At 39.1% G+C, this 20860-nt stretch carries 14 protein-coding genes; 4 read left to right on the top strand and 10 right to left on the bottom strand.

Annotated elements, in window-relative coordinates; all coding sequences use genetic code 11:
• Positions 1-173: 173 nt before the first annotated feature.
• From msrB to manA, 7 genes are all read right to left on the bottom strand, one after another.
• Positions 174-1124, bottom strand: coding sequence for a peptide-methionine (R)-S-oxide reductase MsrB (gene msrB, locus H7U04_RS00480; protein ID WP_073686878.1), 951 nt, complete (start codon positions 1122-1124; stop codon positions 174-176).
• A gap of 146 nt (positions 1125-1270) precedes the next feature.
• Positions 1271-1675 carry an SMI1/KNR4 family protein gene (locus tag H7U04_RS00475; protein ID WP_073686879.1) on the bottom strand — a complete coding sequence of 135 codons (405 nt, stop codon included), beginning with the start codon at positions 1673-1675 and terminating at the stop codon, positions 1271-1273.
• Entirely contained in the window at positions 1675-2244 is a 570-nt protein-coding gene (locus H7U04_RS00470) for an HNH/ENDO VII family nuclease (protein WP_073686880.1), read from the bottom strand. Before H7U04_RS00470 ends, H7U04_RS00475 begins: the two co-directional genes overlap by 1 nt.
• Entirely contained in the window at positions 2241-5642 is a 3402-nt protein-coding gene (locus tag H7U04_RS00465) for a helicase HerA domain-containing protein (protein WP_201042800.1), read from the bottom strand. Before H7U04_RS00465 ends, H7U04_RS00470 begins: the two co-directional genes overlap by 4 nt.
• Before the next feature lie 20 nt (positions 5643-5662).
• Positions 5663-8137, bottom strand: coding sequence for a dynamin family protein (locus H7U04_RS00460; RefSeq protein ID WP_155197949.1), 2475 nt, complete (start codon positions 8135-8137; stop codon positions 5663-5665).
• 164 nt (positions 8138-8301) lie between these two features.
• The gene (gene brnQ / locus H7U04_RS00455; protein WP_048790061.1) at positions 8302-9630 is read right to left on the bottom strand and encodes a branched-chain amino acid transport system II carrier protein; all 1329 of its coding nucleotides are present in this window, start codon (positions 9628-9630) and stop codon (positions 8302-8304) included.
• Between the two features lie 215 nt (positions 9631-9845).
• Complete coding sequence (gene manA, locus H7U04_RS00450) at positions 9846-10787, bottom strand: mannose-6-phosphate isomerase, class I (protein ID WP_022496483.1); 942 nt, start codon at positions 10785-10787, stop codon at positions 9846-9848.
• Between the two features lie 377 nt (positions 10788-11164).
• Between manA and H7U04_RS00445 the strand changes: the two genes are divergently transcribed.
• The 3 genes from H7U04_RS00445 to H7U04_RS00435 all read left to right on the top strand — a co-directional run bounded on the left by H7U04_RS00445 (position 11165) and on the right by H7U04_RS00435 (position 12510).
• Positions 11165-11617: a DUF3290 family protein gene (locus tag H7U04_RS00445; protein WP_155197950.1), complete on the top strand. Its 453-nt coding sequence runs from the start codon at positions 11165-11167 to the stop codon at positions 11615-11617.
• Positions 11614-12246, top strand: a complete 633-nt coding sequence (locus tag H7U04_RS00440; RefSeq protein WP_155197951.1) for a DUF421 domain-containing protein — start codon at positions 11614-11616, stop codon at positions 12244-12246. Before H7U04_RS00445 ends, H7U04_RS00440 begins: the two co-directional genes overlap by 4 nt.
• Before the next feature lie 66 nt (positions 12247-12312).
• Complete coding sequence (locus H7U04_RS00435; protein WP_008534959.1) at positions 12313-12510, top strand: CsbD family protein; 198 nt, start codon at positions 12313-12315, stop codon at positions 12508-12510.
• Between the two features lie 71 nt (positions 12511-12581).
• Here H7U04_RS00435 and H7U04_RS00430 read toward each other — a convergent pair whose 3' ends face one another.
• From H7U04_RS00430 to H7U04_RS00420, 3 genes are all read right to left on the bottom strand, one after another.
• Positions 12582-15311 carry a carbohydrate-binding domain-containing protein gene (locus H7U04_RS00430; protein ID WP_201042802.1) on the bottom strand — a complete coding sequence of 910 codons (2730 nt, stop codon included), beginning with the start codon at positions 15309-15311 and terminating at the stop codon, positions 12582-12584.
• 120 nt (positions 15312-15431) lie between these two features.
• Complete coding sequence (locus H7U04_RS00425; protein WP_201042803.1) at positions 15432-15875, bottom strand: ASCH domain-containing protein; 444 nt, start codon at positions 15873-15875, stop codon at positions 15432-15434.
• Positions 15876-15948: 73 nt separating this feature from the next.
• Positions 15949-17334: an amino acid permease gene (locus H7U04_RS00420; RefSeq protein WP_201042804.1), complete on the bottom strand. Its 1386-nt coding sequence runs from the start codon at positions 17332-17334 to the stop codon at positions 15949-15951.
• Between the two features lie 325 nt (positions 17335-17659).
• On the opposite strand from H7U04_RS00420, the gene H7U04_RS00415 reads away from it, so the two are divergent.
• Positions 17660-20809 carry a KxYKxGKxW signal peptide domain-containing protein gene (locus H7U04_RS00415; protein WP_201059215.1) on the top strand — a complete coding sequence of 1050 codons (3150 nt, stop codon included), beginning with the start codon at positions 17660-17662 and terminating at the stop codon, positions 20807-20809.
• The last annotated feature ends 51 nt before the right edge of the window (positions 20810-20860 follow it).

Genomic DNA, 20860 nt, shown 5'->3' with positions numbered 1-20860 from the left:
AAATGTAATGAAAGGTCACTTTTTTGTCCTGAACGGTTAGGTCACATGTTATGTTAGCTTTAAAGGGCTTTCAATAAATTCTTTTACATACAAAAGAGGCTGGTAGCAAGCAGTACCAACCTCTTATTTTATGATAAGCTTCTGCTAGAAAATCTCTTAATACTAGTGAATAATCAGTCTACTTGGTCAAGTAAGTAGGCGTAACCTTCTTTTTCCATATCGGCTTTAGGCACAAATCGTGTCGCTACGCCATTGATACAATAGCGTAGACCACCCTTGTCACTTGGACCATCTGGAAAGACATGGCCAAGATGAGAATCACCCACACGACTACGGACCTCAATGCGTTCCATATTGTGAGAATGGTCTTCCTTGTAATTGGCTACCTCAGGACTAATGGGGCGAGAGAAACTCGGCCAGCCACAGGCTGAATCAAACTTGTCCTTGGAGGAAAAGAGAGGTTCACCAGTCACTACATCAACATAAATCCCTGGTTCAAAATGATTCCAAAGAGGACTTGTAAAGGCACGCTCCGTTCCATTTTCCTGGGTCACAGCATAGGCTTCTGGACTCAAGCTTTCCTTAAGCTCCTCCTGATTTGGCTTGTGATAAGCACTGGCATCAATGACCGGACTAGCTGCCTGATGGACATTGATATGACAGTAGCCATTAGGATTCTTCTTGAGATAATCTTGATGGTAATCCTCTGCAGGAATAAAGTGCTTCAGAGGCAACAATTCAACCGCCAAAGGCTGGCCGTATTGCTCAGTCATTTCTTGGAAAACTTGCTCGATAATTGGCAAGTTATTGACATCAGTATAGTAAACACCCGTACGGTACTGGGTTCCCACATCATTTCCTTGCTTGTTTTTACTAAGGGGATTGATAATACGGAAGAAATGTAGCAAAATCTCTCGCAATGACACTTTGCTAGCATCATAGGTTACCTGAACAGTTTCAGCGTGGCCCGTCTGACCAATAAGTTCATAGCGAGTGGTCTCACTACGTCCATTAGCATAACCCGAAACCGCATCAAGCACACCAGGAACACGTGAAAAGTATTCCTCCACGCCCCAGAAACAGCCACCAGCAAGATAGATTATATGATTATTTAGATTTGACATTTTTAACACTCCCTTCAATAGATACTTGCATCTCCACGCCTTAAGTGTAACGCTTTTGAGAAGATTTCGCACTTATGGTGACTTGGAAAGACACAAAAAATCCCACCAACATGAGTAGTGAGATTCTATAAATCATTAATGATATACTAGTCTATCCTTTCTAAACACTCATTCAAATAATCTGCTAAACTAGTATGGATTTTAGTGCAATTTCCATACTGCCATTCAAAAATAGCCCCTTTAGAATTCGAAAGTATTAAATAGCCATCAAATCCAAGATCTTCGATAATAAACATGTTTATCGGAAAATCACTATAAGTTTCTCTGGCTGCAACAGTTGCATTAATAACATTTAGATAATCCGCTCCATTTAACCCCGTCCATTCAGTTCCAAAAAAGCTAATACATCCAAACACATTCAAATAATCACTATAATCCTTAGGAAATTTTAGTTGTAATGTCTTTTCTGCATCTCTAATTTGTTCTTTGGTTGCACCTTTCGAAAATTCTACATGCTTAATTGATTTAATTCTATTGATAAAGTTTGACATTAGAAATCCTCCGCTCTTTTCTTCCAATAGTCTGCTTTTTCTTTTGCAAATGATTTTCTATCAATCTGAGATGGTTGAGGAGGAACATCATGTAGATTTCTATAGTTTTCTTTATGTACTGAACTCGTTAACTCTGCAAATGGAGAGTCCTGTCTTTGACCAATGTGATGCAGTTCAACAGGCTTACCATCAACAATGGGGGCTTTACCATTTTCCATTCGTTCTTTATTATTTCTGCCTTGTTCATCCTTGATGTTAGGGTCAATATCACCTCGTTGTAAAACCTGTCTACCATCAACTTGTTTTTCACTTAGGTTCTGATCCTTATATACCTCAACTTCTTCTTTCCATCTGAAACTACTTATTAAGTCTTTTGACCAACCTGTTTCTTCCATTATTTTTAATCGGTCATCATCTGTTAATTCAGTTTTTGTAATTTGATTACCTTCTATTCGAGAATAATTATCGACTTCACTCGTACCTAATTTCAGATCAGGATTAAACAAGGTATTTTGTGCCTCTATATTTGAGACACCTGTGTCTATTCTTTTAACTTTTTCAATACTCAAAATATCCCTCCTCTGTTTTGCCAATTTTCAAGTTCTGAACTATCGTTCAACTCGTTAAAGTAATACTGAGTCATTAATGCCTGAACAATATTTATTTGCAATTGGTTCGTCAATGGACCATCAACTTCTTTATGGAGTTCTCTAATTACAGCATTAGTTAATGCTTTATAATCTTGTGATTTCATTCCAACATTACGAATAGCCTTCATTGTTTCCGGATATAATTGAGCTATAATTGGAGCAATTTGAGTCATTTTCACTTCATAAACAGTCTCATCACAATAATCTAAAATTTGACGAACATATTTTCTACTTAAAGTAGAATTTAAAATATCAAACTTTAATTCTTTCTTTGTAATCTCATCAAATGAATTGTTTCCTGTTAACAATGCAGTTAACTTTAAATTAATACTCGGACTTAAGGTATCAAAATAACTATTTCCATTATATTGATAGTCAGTCTTATCATATTCCACCTTCTCAACCTTACATAAAACTGGTTGAATCCATTCATTTTGATAGACTGCTGCAACTCCCTTTGGTAATTTGGCAAGTTCTATGATTTGGTCATCATTTAGATTAGCTGACTTCCCTACTAAATCACGATCTGAAAAATCAGGTAATCGCATGATAATCTTAGTATTGGTATTTCGGATAACTGACAAATCCATTAAACCTGGAGCTTGATCAGCAATAATAAATCCTTCTCCATATGTTCGCATTTCAGCAATGGCATTTGCCAACATCTCCACACTTTTACCTAAGAGATTAGCTGATTCAGCCATTTGTTCTGTTGATGTGCGTTTTAGGAGGTTATGAGCTTCTTCAAGCACAGTGATGTGTTTTAATTCGGCATTCATATCCCCGTTAGCCATGCGATACTCTTGCAGTTTCAAGACCAAAATACCCATTAGCAAAGATTTAGTCTCAGTGGAACCAACTCTACTGAGGTCAACGATGACATTTGAATCAAATAGATGCTCATTGGTGAGTTCATCATTTGAAAAGATTAGGCCATTAATTCCATTTGTCAGAGATTCGATTCGAGTTAATAAAGCTCCCTTGTAAGCTCCTTTATTCTCATCATCATATTCACTGGAATCAATTATCGTCTTAATATTGTCTGCTATATCATTGAAATTTGGATACAGTCTACCATAAGGGTTGGTTGATTCAAGGAGATTCCATCCACAATCCTGATAGGATTGTTCTACAGCTTTTTTTAAAACCGCTGGCATAGCCGCATACATCGGCCAGCACACATTGAAAATTTCGACTAGCCTATCTAGATGCTCTAAGATATGAATTTCTTTAGGGAAACTAAAAGGATTCAACCTCAACAAAGGTGTTAACTGAGGATTCGTTCCATAAACTGAAACATCGTCGTGATTACCAAAGACATGCTTATATTCTCCTTTTGCAGGTTCAACAACTAGGAATTTCAAGCCATTATTTCTACCTTCATTGAGGAGTTGATAAATCGTATTACTCTTACCAGAACCCGTACTTCCTGTTACAAAAACATGCGAAGCCAAAGAGTTTTGTCTAAGGTTAACAGGTACATCTTCCTTATGATACATATGGAAAATATCTCCTAAATGAAGCATCTTATTAGTAACATCTTCTTCATCAAATTTAGCAATATTTCGTCCGAACTCTGCACACTCTAAAATCGGTAGTCCTGGAATAGATTTTCTAGGGAAGTTCAATGAAAAGGCCAATTCTTGACCAGTAAGAGGTACTGTTGGAGTCACAATAGATGGATAGACATTAAAGGTTGAATCAGCTAATAGCAGATTAGGATTCAGTCCAAATAAGGGATGGCGTAATTCTCTTAGATAAGCAACTATTTCTTCTGCATCACCACTGCTCTCACCCAAATCTCCTCTCCATAAATTAACTGAAGACTGACTCATAAATGACTCTTCTCCTTGGGTCAAGGCTAAGTATGTATGAGCAACATTATTCGCAATATTCTGGTCTTCACTGAGTACATAGGCAGCGAACTCCCACATACCCATAGCTGTTCCTTTTTCAAAACGTTTCATCTGTTCTTCAAGGACCTTAAGGGCGTGGGAAATATTATGATTGGTAAAGGACTGGGTAATGCCCTCGTTCTTACCAAGAGTAGCAGTCACATTTGAGGCACGCGCAAAATTAGCACCGATATTAGAACCTAAGTTAACACCACTTGAAGAGCCCAAGGTTTGTCCAACCGTTTGAGATAAGGCACGACTAGCGGTTTTAGCGAGGGCACGGCTAACAGTTTTTGTAGTCGATTGACCAATAGAGTCTGCAGTACTTGTTCCATGATTTTTAGAGTAATGATAGTCAACAGTTGCTCCCACTCCAAATGGCGTCCCTTCAAGACTGCCACCAGTAGTATGTGATGATCCTTTATTTGTTCCATCTGTATGAGATGTATTGGTACCATCCGTTTGTCCAGACGAATCCGTTTGAGATTCACCGCTTGTTTGCGTATCACCAGAAGATTGGTTAACTGACTGATTCTTACCATGTTGGATACCAGCACTGGCTCCAACATTGACTCCAAAAGTAGCCATAGAGGTCGTTGCATCTGAAGCTGTGAAAGTATAGTTGGTTTGCCATTTTTCATAAGGAGCTAAGGCTGAAAATAGCTCAGACAAACGCAACTTTCTATTTTCTATATCCTGGATAGGACTTGCCAAGAGGATTAAGGTATAGTTTTCGGATGGTTGTGAAGGAATGACACCATCAATCAATTTTTCAATGGTTTGACTAATAAATTTTTCAGATTTGGCAGTTGGTAAATTAGACACCGTTGCCACCGAATAAGGCTTAGAGTTTGCTAGACAAGGAATCCTTCCAATTCCCCTCTCATTTTGAACTGTAGATCCAGGAAAATTACCTTTAATGGCTTCTAACAATCGCTTGCGATAATTTTCGACATTGACATTATCAGAATCATTCTTAGTATTTACTACAGCCAGAAAAACTTCTGTATTGGTCTCAGTTCGATTGAAGACGAGAGCAATATTACAGTCTTCGTTAGAAAGTACTTCATAGACATTAACTAGTTTTTCTAAACTATTTTCTTTTTTGTCAACGACCCATTTTGTGATATTGAAATACCTGATATTATATGATTCCTGAAAGTCTGTACCAAATTCTACCTTATTTTCGATAGGAACATAGAGTTCTTTTATCTGTTCCAAATACGAATTGAAAATCTCTACTCCACATGAAGCTAATAAGCGATTCGTTAATTCCTCATCACTAATATTAGGTTGATCAGCTAGATATTTCTCTCTTTGCTCCTCAACTTGTTTGAGTTGCTCAGGGCTCAAAGATGAAAGTTTAGCAACTTTATCTGCGGCCTTAGCTCCTGCCTTATTAATAATGTTTTTTATTCCCATAAGATTCACCTACAAAAAAACTATTTCCAAGTAATCATTTGTTTAATCTGGTTAGTATAATTTTCAATTTGTTGCTGTTGCTCCTCTAAGCTTGCAACTTCATTTCTTGTTTTCTGAATTTTCGTATTCAAAGCACTTAATTCTGGACTAAATTCAATAATATTTTGAACAATTATACTTGTAAGATTTACTAGCCAAATTTTAAAAGCTTTCTCGTGTTCCGAACAAATACTTCCTGCAAATTCTGTCATCTTTGATTTAAATAAATCATTATAGGTCTTCTTAAGGCCAGACGCGTTAACTTTACTTGATCTCAAAGTAAAATCACCCAATCTAAAGACATAACTGAGTTCTTCTTTACTAAACTTTTCAAGATTCAATTGAGTAAAATCTATCTCTTCATAAGATAGAATCAAGTGAGAAAGCTTTTGACGTTTTTCTGGTTCAAGCCCCATATCACCTGAAATAATACGCTCAAAATGAGATTTTATCTCAGAAGCATGATTAGACCAAAAACTGCTAGAAATACGCTCAAATTCAACCCTTGACAAATAAAGTTCTTCTACAAATTGATTTCTAAAATAATCAACTGTTTGTGCAGAAGCTAGATTCTCTAAATTGATTTTCTTTGTCTTGTTCTCACGTGTAACACTGAGATAGTTACTAAACTCATTACTGATATTTCCTAATTTTAGATTACTAATATCAATTTGTTGATGCTCAGTTAAATTTAAAGTTGGATTTAATGAGAGTATCTCTTTGTGTATTTCATTATAACGATCTAAAACATCCCCTTTTTCAATCTGTTTCATTAGACGCTCTTGGAAAATCTTCATTTCTTTTGGATACTTGATCAAAAGGTCATTTTTTTGGGATAATGAAGTGGATTTCAATCTTTCAACAATGACAGATTTTTGGCCATCAAGATTAGCCTCTAATTCTGCCTCTCTACTACGTAAATCTTCGTTTTTCTCTGTAATTACTGCATTTGTTCTCAATAGTAGTTTATCTAATAAAGCTTTTGCCTGTTGACACTTGTCATAGTGTGAATAGCGGTCAACAAAGGTTTTAATAGAATCCTCAATGGTTAATAAACCACTATTTGCATAAATAAGGTCGGAACTTTTTTCAGCAGTTGCTCGAACGGTACTAGACATTTGTCTTGGAAGGATATCAAACTCATACAACTTCTTATAGTATTTCGTTTCAGGATTTGAGTATTTTTCTCTATACGTATCAAATTGCTCAGAGTAAAACTCTCCCTCTAAATGCCCTTTCAACTTCGCACCAAGTCCCAAAATTGATGAAACATAATAAATACCTTGAGCATACAACTCTCTTGGAATGGCTTGATTCATGATTCTATCTCTAAAAGAATCACTTTTAAGATTAGTCGAGCTTAAAGCCGCTGCCTCGGCCTTATTAACCACAATCATGGTGAACCGTTCATCTAATCCTTCTACTGAAATTAGCTTTTCTTTTAAATTACTGTTGTCAGTGCTGTCTAAGGAACTACTGTCAGTAACAAAGACTGGCAAACCATTTGACATACCAGCCATGGCATTTACAAGAACTTCTGAATGCTGACTATTGGTTGATGAATTAGAACCCGGGGTGTCGAATATTGTAATTTTTGAACCTACATCTCCTAAAATACCTTTCGAAAATGGGACATGTACTTCGATTAAATCTCCAATATCTTTATCAGTAGAATCATTGATAGTTTCTAATATTGCATATAGCTTTGAAATAATTGAATCAAAAGAAGTATTCAAGATACCATCGACTTTCTTACCAAATGAATCATTCATATTTAATCCATCATAAAACACTTGATCATCATAGAAACTGAGAACAACTCTCTCTTCTTTATATACAAAAGAGATTTTAGCACGATCTTCATAAGTACTAGCCGTGATTTTATAGATTTTAGCGGTCACGGGAGTCTCAGCACTTGGAAGTAATTCCTGTCCAATCAAAGCATTAATAAAGGTCGACTTTCCTGCACTATAAGTTCCGAGCACACAGATAGGAACTGTATCTCCCGAAGCATCCGAAAAGCGTTTTAACTGTGCTTCAATTTCCTTGTTGCTCTCACCAATATTCTTTATAATCAGTGGCTCAAGATTTCTAAAAATACGATTAATTTCTGGCAGAACATCACGTGCATTCTCTAAATAGTTTGTTGATGATGACAAAATAATATTTGAAAACCGCTCATCTTTTAAAGCCTCTTCTAACTGTTGCTTCTCATCATTAGGCCCTTCAAAAATTAATTCTAGTTTTTCATCAGGAATAGAATATTCATTTTCAATTTCTTTTAAAATATCATATACCTTAAAGGGAAAAAAGCCACGTTGAAAAACGGCTGAAACTAACTTACTATTTGAGTTATTCTCACTATTTATTGTTATCCAACTTTCACTAGATAAGTCGTAACGGCTAAAAGTTACTATCTTTTCGTAAGGATTACTTACAACTTTAATTTTATTCATAATTACTCCGATTATTTAATAATACAAGTGTATTATATCACAGCAAACGGTTTTCTGTATGCGCTTTCTATAAAATCTAACTATTTTTATTTATCTAATGTTTAGCTCATTTTCCACCCCACACAAAAAAATCCCACCACATATTATGTGATAGGATATTATTTTTATTCCATTTCGAAGCTTTCGCTCTTAATCTTATCAGGTAAGATGAGAGACAAAAGAATACACAAGATGGCTGGTATCAACCATGGCAGTGATGCTCCCGACAATGGGAGGAAGTTAATGAGGGCATTGAGTCCCGCAAGTTTAAACTGGCTTCCAATTACACTAAGCAAGGCAATCAGCGTGACTACTGCAACTGTCACTTGCATACCAGGTTTAGACAAGGCCACGAACTTGTTGGCAATCACAATCATAACAATCGTGATGGTGATTGGGTAGAGAATCAAAAGCACTGGCACTGAGAAAGCAATGATATTGTTAAGTCCCAAGTTGGCAATCGCAAACCCAATCAAGGTAAAGATAATGGCGTAAGCCTTGTAAGATACTTTCGGAAATGCCTTGTGGAAGAATTCCCCAGTCGCAACGATAAGTCCTGCGGTTGTTGTGAAGCAAGTCACTGTCACCATGATAGCTAGGAAAATCTGAGCCGCTGGTCCAAAGATGGCTTGTGTGGCTTGTGACAAGACACTTGCACCAATATTGGCATCTTTTGGTAATCCCGCCACTTGGAGTGGGAAATGATTCCCTAAAAAGGCTAATCCCAAATACAGAGCACCGAAGAGGATAGTCACTACGAAACCAACGACCCAAATCGTTGAGATATACTCTTTTTTAGACTTGAAGCCTAATTGGTTGAGTGTGACTACTGCTACTACACTGAAGGCCACAGAAGCCAAGGCATCCAAGGTGTTGTAGCCTTCCAAGAATCCTTTACCAAAAGCAGAAGCCTGATAGGCTTGACTTGCATCCTGAGGATTGTAACCACCATATTTAAATACTCCTGCCACGATAACGACAACAATCATGATGGCAAAGATAGGCGTCAATATACGTCCAATACTATCTAGAATTTTAGATGGATTCATGGCAATCCAAAGTGCTAGAGCAAAGTAGATTACGGTAAAGACAAAGAGCCAAAGGCTAGTATGTCCACTTCCAATCAAAGGAGAGAAGCCAATTGAAAAGGCGGTGGCGGCCGTTCTAGGAATGGCAAAGAAAGGACCAATGGACAGATAAAGTACTGCCAAATAGACTAGGGCAAACTTAGGCGAGATTTTTTGAGAAATCTCATGAATGTAACCCTTAGGATTTAAAGTCCCGATAACCAGTGTTAGGATGGCAATACCAACACCTGATAGGACAAAGCCGGCAATGGCTGGCCAAAAACGACCTCCAGATTCAAAGCCTAACTGAGGGGGAAAAGTCAGATTTCCCGCTCCAAAGAACATACCAAACAACAATAAAGCTGTAAGGCTTCCCTTTTTTAACATAAGTTTCTCCAATCTAAAACAAACAAGATCTTATGCCCCAAATAGACACAACTTGTTTATTATAATTTTAGTCAACTTATTTAGTATGACATGATTAGTTTGGAACTTCAAGCTATTGAAACGTATTTACAAAGGTTTTTAAAATTGCTAATTTTCTGTATCCTTGTACGAAAAAACTAGACAAGATTCTCATCTCGTCTAGTTTAATATTTTGATTATGGGTGACTGACAATCAATTCAAGCTCTCCCTTAATTTGCCATGTTTCAACATCGCTAGGAAGAATAAAGTGGCTGCCTTTTGCAATGTCATAATCTTGCCCATCTACTTTAAGGCTTCCTTGACCGTCAAGTACACTAAACAAACTGTAATCAGCAGTCTTTTCAAAATCAGCCTTACCTGAGATTTCCCATTTATAAACGGCGAAGAAATCACTTGCTACTAAGAGCGTTGACTTGAGATCATCTACTTTTGTTGTGACTGGTCGACTGTTGGCTGGCTCACCGATATTAAGGACATCGATAGATTTTTCAAGATGGAGTTCACGCAGGTTACCTTGATCATCTTTACGGTCAAAATCATAAACACGGTAGGTCGTATCACTAGATTGTTGCGTTTCAAGAACCATGATACCTGCACCAATAGCATGCATGGTACCACTTGGCACATAGAAGAAATCACCTGCTTTAACTGGAACCTTAGTCAAAAGATTTTCCCAATCCTTACTTTCAATTTGCTGACGCAGTTCTTCTTTTGATTTGGCATTGTGGCCATAAATAATTTCAGCACCTGGTTCAGCAGCAATGATATACCAACACTCTGTTTTACCAAGTTCACCTTCATGTTCAAGTCCATAAGCATCATCTGGATGGACCTGCACACTGAGCCAATCATTGGCATCCAAAATCTTAGTCAAAAGTGGGAAGACAGGTTCTTGACGATTGCCAAATAACTCACGGTGCTCTGCATAAAGAACATCTAAAGTTTGACCGGCATAACGACCATTCTTAATAGTAGAAACACCATTTGGGTGAGCAGAAATAGCCCAGTACTCTCCGACATGGTCACTTGGAATGTCGTAGCCAAAGACATCACGTAAATGCGTACCACCCCAGATTTTTTCTTGCATAACAGATTGTAAAAATAATGGTTCAGACATAATTACTCCTTTTTCTAGGAACGAGAGGCCTTAACATTTTTTGGAATTCAAGAAAAGGTGTTGACTCTCTTAGAGATTAACAGTGAAGTCTTACATAAAATAACCAATCTCTTTAAGTTACCAGACTTCTGATTCTCGAAAAATTTAGGCAAGTTCTGATTGTTGATTACCTCAATTATAAGCATAATTTGTGAAAATATCAACAAAGTCCTTAAAGAAATCACAAGATTTTGGCTTAATGGCTGCAAGTCATTTCAATAGCAAATTTCCTTTAAGAATCCTACTCATTCCTTCATTTTTCGGATAGACTGATTGAATTTAAAGACTTTTTAACCTATAATAATAATACTAGAGATATTATGAAAGGAAATCTCTCAATGAAATTCTATTCCTACGACTATGTGCTAAGTCAGATTAGCCAACAAAACTGGGTTATGGTTGCCATTACTGCAGGACTTATTTTAGTGACCGGCGTATTTGCTTTTAAGGCCTTCAAAGAACGCCATGATACTAAGTTTCGTGAACTCTCTATTATTTCTATTTTAACCTTAGTTGCCGTGGTTCTAATTACTATCAGTAATTTCCAAAGCAATCAATCAAACAATGACCAATTTAGAGCATCTCTTCACTTTATCGAGATTGTGTCTAAAAATCTCGACGTTGATAAGAGTAAAGTTTATGTCAATACTTCTACTACTACAGATGATGCTATCCTCAAAGTTGGAAACAAATACTATCGTGCCATCTCAGGTTCAGAACCTGACAGCTACTTGCTAGAACAAATAAAACTTTACAAGTCTGATGTTGAACTCGTGGAGGTTAAAAAATGACATCTTTTTATCTTGCTGTTGCAATTAAACTAGCTTTGGGGCTTATTTCACTCGTCTTTGTTATCAATTTAACAGGTAAAGGAAACCTAGCACCTAGCTCAGCTGCTGACCAAGTACAGAACTTTGTTCTTGGTGGAATCATCGGTGGTACAATTTATAATAGTACCGTTTCCATCCTTCAGTACTTTGTTATCCTGATTATTTGGACTATTTTGATCTTACTTCTTAAATGGCTCATCACCAATATTCGCTTCATCAAACATTTGATTGACGGTAAACCAACTCTCATCATCAAACAGGGTCAACTAGATCCTGAAGCTTGTCGCTCTATAGGACTTTCAGCTTCTGATGTCGCTTTAAAATTACGTTCTCAAGGAATTTTTCAACTCAAAGAGGTTAAACGTGCAGTTATTGAACAGAACGGCCAATTGATTGTGGTCCGTTCTGGCGATGAAAATCCAAAATATCCAATCATTACTGATGGGGTCATTCAAACAGAAATTTTTGATACTATTGGTAAAACGGAAGATTGGTTAAATGAAGAGCTTCAAAAATTAGGATATGAAAACGTTTCGGATATCTTTATTGCTGAATACGATAAAGGAAACATTAATGTCGTTACTTATTAAACAAATCACTTGCATTACCGTTTAATATTGTCTACAATGGTCTCATCATAAAAAGGAGGTTCTACTATGGGAATCGAAGATAAATTGAATCAAGCTAAAGGCGCTCTTAAAGAGGGTGCTGGTAAACTGACTGGCGACAAAAAGACTGAAGTCGAAGGTGCTGTTGAAAAAGTGGTAGCAAAAGCAAAAGACGGTATCGAAGATGTTAAAGAAGGCGTTGAAGGTGCTGTTGAAGGCCTTAAAAATGCTTTTTCTAAAAAATAATAATAAATAAACAGAAGCTCTTTTCCTTTTTTGAAGAGGGCTTCTGTTTTTCTTTATGTTCTTAACTAGAATTACTTACGAGAATGCTTGCTTCCTTTAATTGCAAATGATGTTGTCATAAGTACAGCCCCTAATGCACCTAGTCCCAAACTGCTCACATCACCAGTATTTGGTAGACTTGATTTACTTGTTTGATTGCTTTGTGAACTTTTAGATGACTGATTAGCCTTAGAGCTTGTTTGGGTATTTTGTTTCTGAGCAAGATTAGTTTGTACGACTGAGCTTACATTTTCCTTTTGACTTGAAACTTCTCTTGTCTGACCTTTTGCTGCTTCAGAAGTTTGATTTTGAGTAAGAATCTTATTCAATTTCTCAGCAGTCTCTTGAGCTTGTTGTTGGGCACTGCTTGATGTATTGGTACTTGCCTGTTCAGGCTGTGCTTCTGCTGACTGATTGGCAACTGCTACTTCAGATATAAGTGATCGTACTTCAGGCTCTGCAGCTCTAGTCGTTGATGAGCCTTGACCTGATGGGCTTGTGCTTCTGGCTGTCGTTGCTGAAGTAGTTGCATCTGCTTGGTTCGCATTAGTTGCTACTGAATTGCTAGCAGTCGCAGAGGCTGAGGCATTCGCAGTTGGAGACATTGTGACACTAGCAGTCGTAGAAGTTGTGGTACTCACATTTGAAGACGTTGAGTTACTTGTTTGACTAGCAAAGTTTGGTGGGGTAGGAAGTCCAGTATTAGCCGTCTGGCTTGTTGAACTTGTACTACTTGTGCTAGTTGTATTCTCAGAACTTGTCGAAGCAGATTGGCCCCATGGGGTATTGACGTTACCCGTATTTGTAGAGCTGCCACCATAGCTAGTTGGTCCGCCGTAGCCTCCGAAGTTATCAGACATTGAACTATTACCAAAACCATCACCTGGGAAGCCGCCCATGCCACCAGCACCAGGACCATTGTTTGTGCCTTCTTCAGTAGCTGTTGCAGTCACACTAGCACCACTTGATGTCGTAATGGTATAGGTTTCACCCGAAGTTAGACTCTCGGTACTAAAGACCACATTTCCAAATGAAGTTGTTGCTGTTGTGGTCGCTACAACATTTCCAGAACTATCTGTAACTGTGATGGTATCTCCAGCACTACCAGAGATGTTGGCCATGATATAAGACTGGCTTGAACCCGTTGTAAAGGCCTGAGCCATTCCTTGGTTACCTATGGCCCAAACGGTACCGCCAGAAATAATACCTGTTCCATCGTAGTCGATAGCAGCATTATCTGCACTTGTCTGAGCGACGTAGAGAGAACCACTTTTCACTGTCACATTGCCGTTACTGTCGATACCATCACCATCTGCCAAGATAGTTACCGTTGCACCGTCAATATTGATGCCCACTTCATTTTCCAAGTCAGAAGTCGAATTGGTTAAGCTTGAAGTATCAGCGCTGTCCTTGGTCGTCCACTCAGTGGCGTTAATACCGTCATCACCAGCAGTGATATCAACGGTTCCACCTGTCAAATTGATATAACGCCCTTCAAGGCCTTCGTCACCTGCTACAACTGTTACTTTAGAATTGCCTTCGACAGTCAATTCATCTGTAACCGTGATACCTTTATCAGTTGCATTAATGGTTACCGTTGAGTCGGTAATCGTCAAATCACCACTGTTCACATCTGTTTTGTCTTCGACCTGAATACCGTCATCAGTTGCCGTGATGTTGACTGTGGCATTTTTAATAGTTACAGCTTTCGTCGCATTGATACCATCCTTTGCCTCAGAAGTCAAATCAAGTGTTACAGAGTCAACCGTTACACTGTCAGCCTTGATGGCGTGCTTTTCAGTGCTTGAAAGGGTCAAGCTACTTCCAGTACCACTGGTAATGGTCAAGGCTCCCGCTGCTTCAATTGCATTAGCAGATGTTGAAGAAATAGAACTGTCTGAAAGGACATTAACAGTCAATTCTGCTGAAGAATTGGAAGTAATAGACGAATCCGTTAAGGTCACACCATCCAAGTAGATTGTAACTGGATCTGTCACGCTACCTGACACAATAATGGTATAGCTTGAACCATTTCCGGTCAAAGTGTATGATCCTGCTTGATTGATGGTAATTGTCGTTCCATCAACTGTGACAGTACCGCTATCACTTGTTACCACGGTTGTTCCATTGAAAGTAATCGTTGTCGTTGAGCTTTCTGAATCACTATCTTCAGACTCAGTTGTCGTTGCCTCAGAAGCAGTATCAGAAGAATTGTTAGTTAGAACAGAAGCCGTTTCTGAGGCCGTCGCTTCAGTGGTATTTGTGTTTGTATTAGTGCTAGTGTTTTCTTCTGTAGTGGTCGTTGCTGTATCTGAAGTCTCTTCAGTTGTGCTTTCAGCAGTTTCAGAAGAACTTGCTTCTGGAGTTGCGGAAGTACTTGAATGATCAGATGTTTCACTGCTTGTTGATGTAGCAGGCGTGTCCTCTGTCGTACTTGTTGTACTTATTGTTGACGAATCAGTGTCTGAAGTTGAAGCCGCAGTTGAAGTACTTGTAGCCGATTCTGTGCTTGTTTCAGTAGTTTCTGATGTATTGTTGGTCTGAGTACTTTCTTCAATCAAATCGGCAGTGGTTTCACCCGTCGTAACCGTTGAGAGTGTTGATTCAGTGTTCGTCTCATCGGCTGAAACCTTATTTTCATTTAGGACGACCGAGCTACCAAAAATTAAGCTAGCTACTAGGACTGATCCTGCTGTTTTCCATTTTGATGATTTTTTAATGGCATAACGTTCTTGTGTTTGTTTTGTATCTTTGTATGTCATATGTTGGACCTCTTTCTTACTTTTGAGACGCCTCTATTAAACACAAGAAACCTAAGACAAGACTTAAAGAAAGGTTAATCTTTCCTTAAAGTAAAAAAGTCCCCAAGATATTGGGAACTTTCAATCTCTAGGATAAACTACTCTAAATTCTTCTAAAACAACTAGACTGTCCTGACTAAAATGTAATCCAACCTCTTCCAACCAATTGCTAAAGAGATTCTCATGAAGCTCTTTCCAATAGGTTAGCCCACGGTCTCCTTCACCTTCCTTGTAGGCATGGTCTTTAGAAACCTCTTTAAATGGGATGACCTCAACTTTCGTCGTTTCAATAATACAAATAGCATTCTCCTTACTATCAAGAATGACGCTCAGTTCATTTTCCTTGGGCAATGGTTCATTCCCCACTGCATACAAGTCAAAAGCTGAACTGGTTGCTGTCTTTTGCCCCATCAATACGAGTTCTGCCAAATAATCTGCTTCCACGCCAAAGGCCCAGGCATCAATCTTATCTCCGATTGTCTGATTTAAAATCTTATAGGCTTGCCACATCTGGTCTGATTTCATCAATCTACTCCTGCTTTTACTCTCCTTCCATTATATCAAAAAACGCTAGATCATCAGACCTAACGTTTTCATCTTAATACTTAGAATGTTTGTAACCGTAAAAGGCATAGATCGCTGACCCAATTAGCACTGCCAAACCAAAGGTTAACCATGTCTGCCAACTGTACTGACTCATAAAGGAGAGGCAGACGATAATTGAAATAATGGGCAAGACAGGAACAAATGGAACCTTAAACTCATCCTTCTGTGGCAAGCCCTTGTCCTTACGAAGAATAATGAGGGCAATAGCCAAGAGGACCAAGTAAGCCAAGGTCGCAATGTTAACCAAGGATGCCATATTGGCCAAAGAGAAGATACCTGCTGAGATAGCTGACAAAACACCTGTCAAAAGCGTCGCATGATGTGGAACCTTATTAGTCTTTGAAACCTTTTGGAAGGTTTGAGGAAGGAAACCATCACGCGCCAGGCTATAAACCATACGGCTAAGGGCATAGGCCATTGAAATACATACCGTAATCAAGGTCATAATAGCAACCACAGAGACATAGTTGGCCGCCCAAGAAATACCGATATAGCGAAGGGCATAAGCCACGGCATCATCAACATTCAACTTGGTATAGTGGACCACTCCTGTCAAGACCAGCGAAACCACTGCATAAAGTGAAGCTACGATAATCAAGGCAAGAACGATACCTCGAGGAACGTTCTTTTGCGGCTCTTTAATCTCGTCTACTGTCATAGAGATAGATTCGAAACCAAGGAAACCAAAGAACATGAGGGAAGCACCCGCCATAATTCCTGTCTTTCCTCCATAAATTTGTCCAAAGCCAAATGGTGCAAAATCTGCCCAGTTGCTAGGAATCAAATGGAAGAGCCCCACTAAGATAAAGACCGCCAAGGCTGAAAACTTGAGCACTACCAAGAGGGAGTTCAAACGTAGAGCCTGCTTAGAATTCATGAGAAGAAGAGCCGTCACCAAGACTAAGACCAAGACTGGCAAGAGGTCTATGTAAGTACCTTGACTGGGATTGAAAGGTCCACTGATGGCTTGAGGCAACTTAAGACCAAAGCTAGCCAGTAGCCCCTTGAGGTAGGCACCCCAACCAGAAGCAACACTGGATACGGCATTCATAAAGACAATCATGGTCAACCAGCCACCCATCCAGGCAGGATACTCCCCCCAGACAGCATAGAGGTAACCATAGACACCACCGGCTGATGGGTAACGTGAGGCAAACTCAGCAAAGAAAATCGCTGACATACCAACACACACGGCTGAAATCAAGACCGAAATAATCAGGGCAGGACCAGCCAGAGTCGATGCCGCAGTACCAGTAATCGTAAAGATTCCTGTACCAACCATGGCACCGATTCCCAGCAGGACCACATCCCTAAGGGTCAGATGTCGTTTCATCTCAGTCTGAGCGAGACCGACATCCTTTTTACGAAAAATACTCATTTTTATACTCCATTTTTTGCGAAATACCGAACTATTATACCATATTTCTTGGTCTAAATGGACCTTTTTCTGTATTTTTATACTTTTATTGGTGAATGCTATGTTGAAGATGGGGACTTCCAGTGCTTACTTTTTAATTTTACATACATCTCGATTAAAAGGAGCTTGCTAAAGTGGTCCTAAATCATTCTTTTTCGTTTCTCAAATCCTTGCCTAGAAAGAATTTTCAATTTTTAGAAAAACTATGAAAATCTTATGAATGCGTTTGATTCTTCTAATGAAAGATGTTAGAATGGGGGCATTAAAAAGGAAAAGGGGAACTTTTATGGAAAATAAAGTTCATTTTAAACTTCATAAAGTGAAAAAACAATGGGTTACCATTGCCGTGTCTGGTTTGGCACTTGGTGCCTCATTGATTGGAGTTGGTGTCTCTGCCGACGAGCAAGCTACAAATCAAGTTACCTCAGCTAGCACGCCTGAAAACGTCAGTCAGGATCCTGAGCTTGTCGTCACAGAAACAACTGTGGCTACGACAGAAGCTGATCAAGTCGCAAGCAATAAGGCAAGTGATACAACTGCTACTGTCACAACTGATAAGCAGCCAGTCCTTAAAGAAGACCAAGCAAGTAGCACTTACAATTTGTCTAGTGGCGAAACGAGAACTGCTACTTCAACTTCAGAAACAGCTAGCACAGTCACTGACGTAAACAGCCAAACACCGGAATCTGTTGAAACTACTGTCGTTTCTGGCGGTCAATTCAAGAGCGATGCTGAGGGCAACTGGTACTACCTTAAAGACGGGAAAAATCTGACAGGTGCCCAAAACGTTGACCATTTCGACCTTTATTTCCACGAGGATGGCAAGCAGGCCAAGGGTGAGATTATCACAGAAAATGGACAATCTTTCTACTATGACAAAGCCAATGGACGTAAGGTAACCAATACCTCTATCAACATTGATGGTCAAGCCTATAAGGCTGATGCCCAAGGTCGTTTGACAGCAGTTCTGCCTGAAACGAACAAACGCAACCAGTTTATTGAAGACAACAACCACAACTGGTATTACCTCGGTAAAGATGGGAAACCCGTCACTGGTGCTCAGAACATCGATGGCTTTAACCTCTACTTCCACGAAGACGGTCGACAAGCTAAAAACGAAATTGTTACTATTAATGGTGATAGCTACTATTTCGATAAAGACAATGGACGTCGTGTGACAGGTCGCCAATATCTTGATTATGCAAACCATAAATACTTTGGTTACTACTACTTCGATAAAGATGGCAAGATGGTAAAAGATGACTTTGTTACCGAGAATGGTAATCTTTACTACTTTGATGCTACTGGTAATCAACCTGATTCTGTCTTTGTCTCAGATAAATCGGGTAACTGGTACTACTTCGACAATTACAAGGCAACTAAAGGCTTCTCAGCCCCATTTGGTTTCCAAACCGAATTCCTAGACCGTAGCCAATCCGACTATAAGACAAGCGTTCAAAACCTAAACGGACAACAGTATTACTTTGATCCTAAGACTGGTATTATGGTAACCAATCGTTATGTTTCTGATGATAAAGGGAATTGGTATTACTTTGGTAAAGATGGTAAAGCGCTTCATGGCTTTCAAACAGTAGACGGTAGCCTTCACTACTTCAATGACAATGGTCAACAAGTCAAAGGGGACTTTCTTTACTACGGTAACGATATCTACTATTTCGATAAAGATAATGGAAATCCAGTAACTAACCAATTCGTTAATAGAGATAACTCTTGGTACTACTTCGGATCTGATGGTAAAGCCGTGTCTGGTTTCCAAACCATTAACGGTCAGAACCTTTATTTCCACGAATATGGTGTCCAAGCCAAGGGACAACTGGTTACCATTGACGGCAAAACCTACTACTTCGATCCAAATACAGGTGACAAGTGGGTTAATCGCTCACTTACCTTAAACGGTACGGTCTATAACTTTGATAGCAATGGTGTGGCGACTCTTAAAACTGCTCAAACCTCAAATCGAAACCAATTTGTTCAAGGTAGCGATCAAGAATGGTACTACTATGATGCTAACGGCAAAAAGGTCACTGGTTTCCAAACTATTAACAAGGACCTCTACTACTTTAACGATAAGGGCCATCAAGTCCGAGGTGCTTTCTTTACTCTAGGTGATAACCAGTATTTCGCTAACAGCGAAACTGGTGCTGTTCTTCGCAACGCCTTTTATCATGATACATCCACTGACCATTACGGTGTCTTCTCTGAAACTATCTACTACGCAGGAAGTGATGGTGCCTTCAAGACAGGTTGGTTTGAAGTTGATGGCAACCGTTACTATGGTAGCGACTATTCTGATAATGATGCCATTAAAGGAAGTCTCTACACAGGAGTCGTCAACTCTCAGCTCTTTAGCCCAGATGGAAAACTCTTGACAAATGGTCTCTATCCTGAGTTTAAGCGTACTGGTGAAAATGCTTATGACCTTGAAGATGTCTATGTCACAGATAACGACGGTAATATCAAAGAAGGTCCTTATCAGTATGATGGCAAGATTATTGGGTCTAAATATAGTAGCGTCCGCCAATCACAATGGTCAACTTTTGACGAATGGGATATTCTTAATGGACACCTCTATCATTTCGACTCAACACCTATGACCTTCACAGCACCAAATGGCCAAAAAGTAACCACAAACGTTGCCATTGCAACAACTAACAAAGCCCTTACATATCGCGGTGTAACCTTTAATTTTGATGCCAAGGGTATTGATGCGACAAAAGAAAAAGCCATCCACTTTGACCAATTGAAGACGGATCCTAGCGGTACAAGTTATCTCTATGAAAATGGCCAAAAAGTCACTGGTTTGAAGACCTTTGATGGCGTCAGTTACTATTTCTATGAAGATGGCCGTCAAGCCAAAGGTACTGAGGTCGCAATCAACAATAATATTTACCAATTTGACCAATTGACTGGTATCATGACACGCAACGCCTTTTCAAAATCATATAATTACGAAGGTTCTCCACGCTTCCCATACTACCCAACACGCTACTATGGTAACGACGGGGCTGCTCTTACTGGTTGGCAAACCATCGACGGCAAGGACTACTACTTCCGAGCTAGCGGAAACCTTGAAACAGGACGTTTTGTCATTGGAGATAGAGCCTATAACGCTGATGACAATGGCGTGGTTACTGACCGCAAGGGTGAACCTGCCTACCGCAATCGTATTGTCTACGATAAAGGCGACAACTACTATTACAATGACAAGGGTGAGAAAGTGACCGGCTTCCAAGAAGTTGATGGCAAGGTCCTCTACTTCGACGCTAAAGGCAAACAAGTCCTAGGACGCTTCGTCACAGTTGATAATTACACCTACTATTTCGACCCTAAAACAGGTGAAAAATACACAAACCGCTCTGTCCTCATCGATGGTAAACTCTATACCTTCGACAAAGACGGACATGTGGTGTCTTAATATGAGATGAAACCTGAAACCGAGACGAAAGTCTTGGTTTTTTGTGGGAGT

It is taken from the genome of Streptococcus sp. 22.1, from assembly GCF_016648645.1.
GTDB lineage: Bacteria > Bacillota > Bacilli > Lactobacillales > Streptococcaceae > Streptococcus.
This window is presented reverse-complemented; position numbering and strand designations above follow the sequence as displayed.

What these genes read in the sequence shown, in the direction of transcription:
- msrB (WP_073686878.1), bottom strand. Translation starts at nt 1,124, where the DNA reads ATGTCAAATCTAAATAATCATATAATCTATCTTGCTGGTGGCTGTTTC.
- H7U04_RS00475 (WP_073686879.1), bottom strand. Translation starts at nt 1,675, where the DNA reads ATGTCAAACTTTATCAATAGAATTAAATCAATTAAGCATGTAGAATTT.
- H7U04_RS00465 (WP_201042800.1), bottom strand. Translation starts at nt 5,642, where the DNA reads ATGGGAATAAAAAACATTATTAATAAGGCAGGAGCTAAGGCCGCAGAT.
- H7U04_RS00460 (WP_155197949.1), bottom strand. Translation starts at nt 8,137, where the DNA reads ATGAATAAAATTAAAGTTGTAAGTAATCCTTACGAAAAGATAGTAACT.
- brnQ (WP_048790061.1), bottom strand. Translation starts at nt 9,630, where the DNA reads ATGTTAAAAAAGGGAAGCCTTACAGCTTTATTGTTGTTTGGTATGTTC.
- manA (WP_022496483.1), bottom strand. Translation starts at nt 10,787, where the DNA reads ATGTCTGAACCATTATTTTTACAATCTGTTATGCAAGAAAAAATCTGG.
- H7U04_RS00445 (WP_155197950.1), top strand. Translation starts at nt 11,165, where the DNA reads ATGAAATTCTATTCCTACGACTATGTGCTAAGTCAGATTAGCCAACAA.
- H7U04_RS00440 (WP_155197951.1), top strand. Translation starts at nt 11,614, where the DNA reads ATGACATCTTTTTATCTTGCTGTTGCAATTAAACTAGCTTTGGGGCTT.
- H7U04_RS00435 (WP_008534959.1), top strand. Translation starts at nt 12,313, where the DNA reads ATGGGAATCGAAGATAAATTGAATCAAGCTAAAGGCGCTCTTAAAGAG.
- H7U04_RS00430 (WP_201042802.1), bottom strand. Translation starts at nt 15,311, where the DNA reads ATGACATACAAAGATACAAAACAAACACAAGAACGTTATGCCATTAAA.
- H7U04_RS00425 (WP_201042803.1), bottom strand. Translation starts at nt 15,875, where the DNA reads ATGAAATCAGACCAGATGTGGCAAGCCTATAAGATTTTAAATCAGACA.
- H7U04_RS00420 (WP_201042804.1), bottom strand. Translation starts at nt 17,334, where the DNA reads ATGAGTATTTTTCGTAAAAAGGATGTCGGTCTCGCTCAGACTGAGATG.
- H7U04_RS00415 (WP_201059215.1), top strand. Translation starts at nt 17,660, where the DNA reads ATGGAAAATAAAGTTCATTTTAAACTTCATAAAGTGAAAAAACAATGG.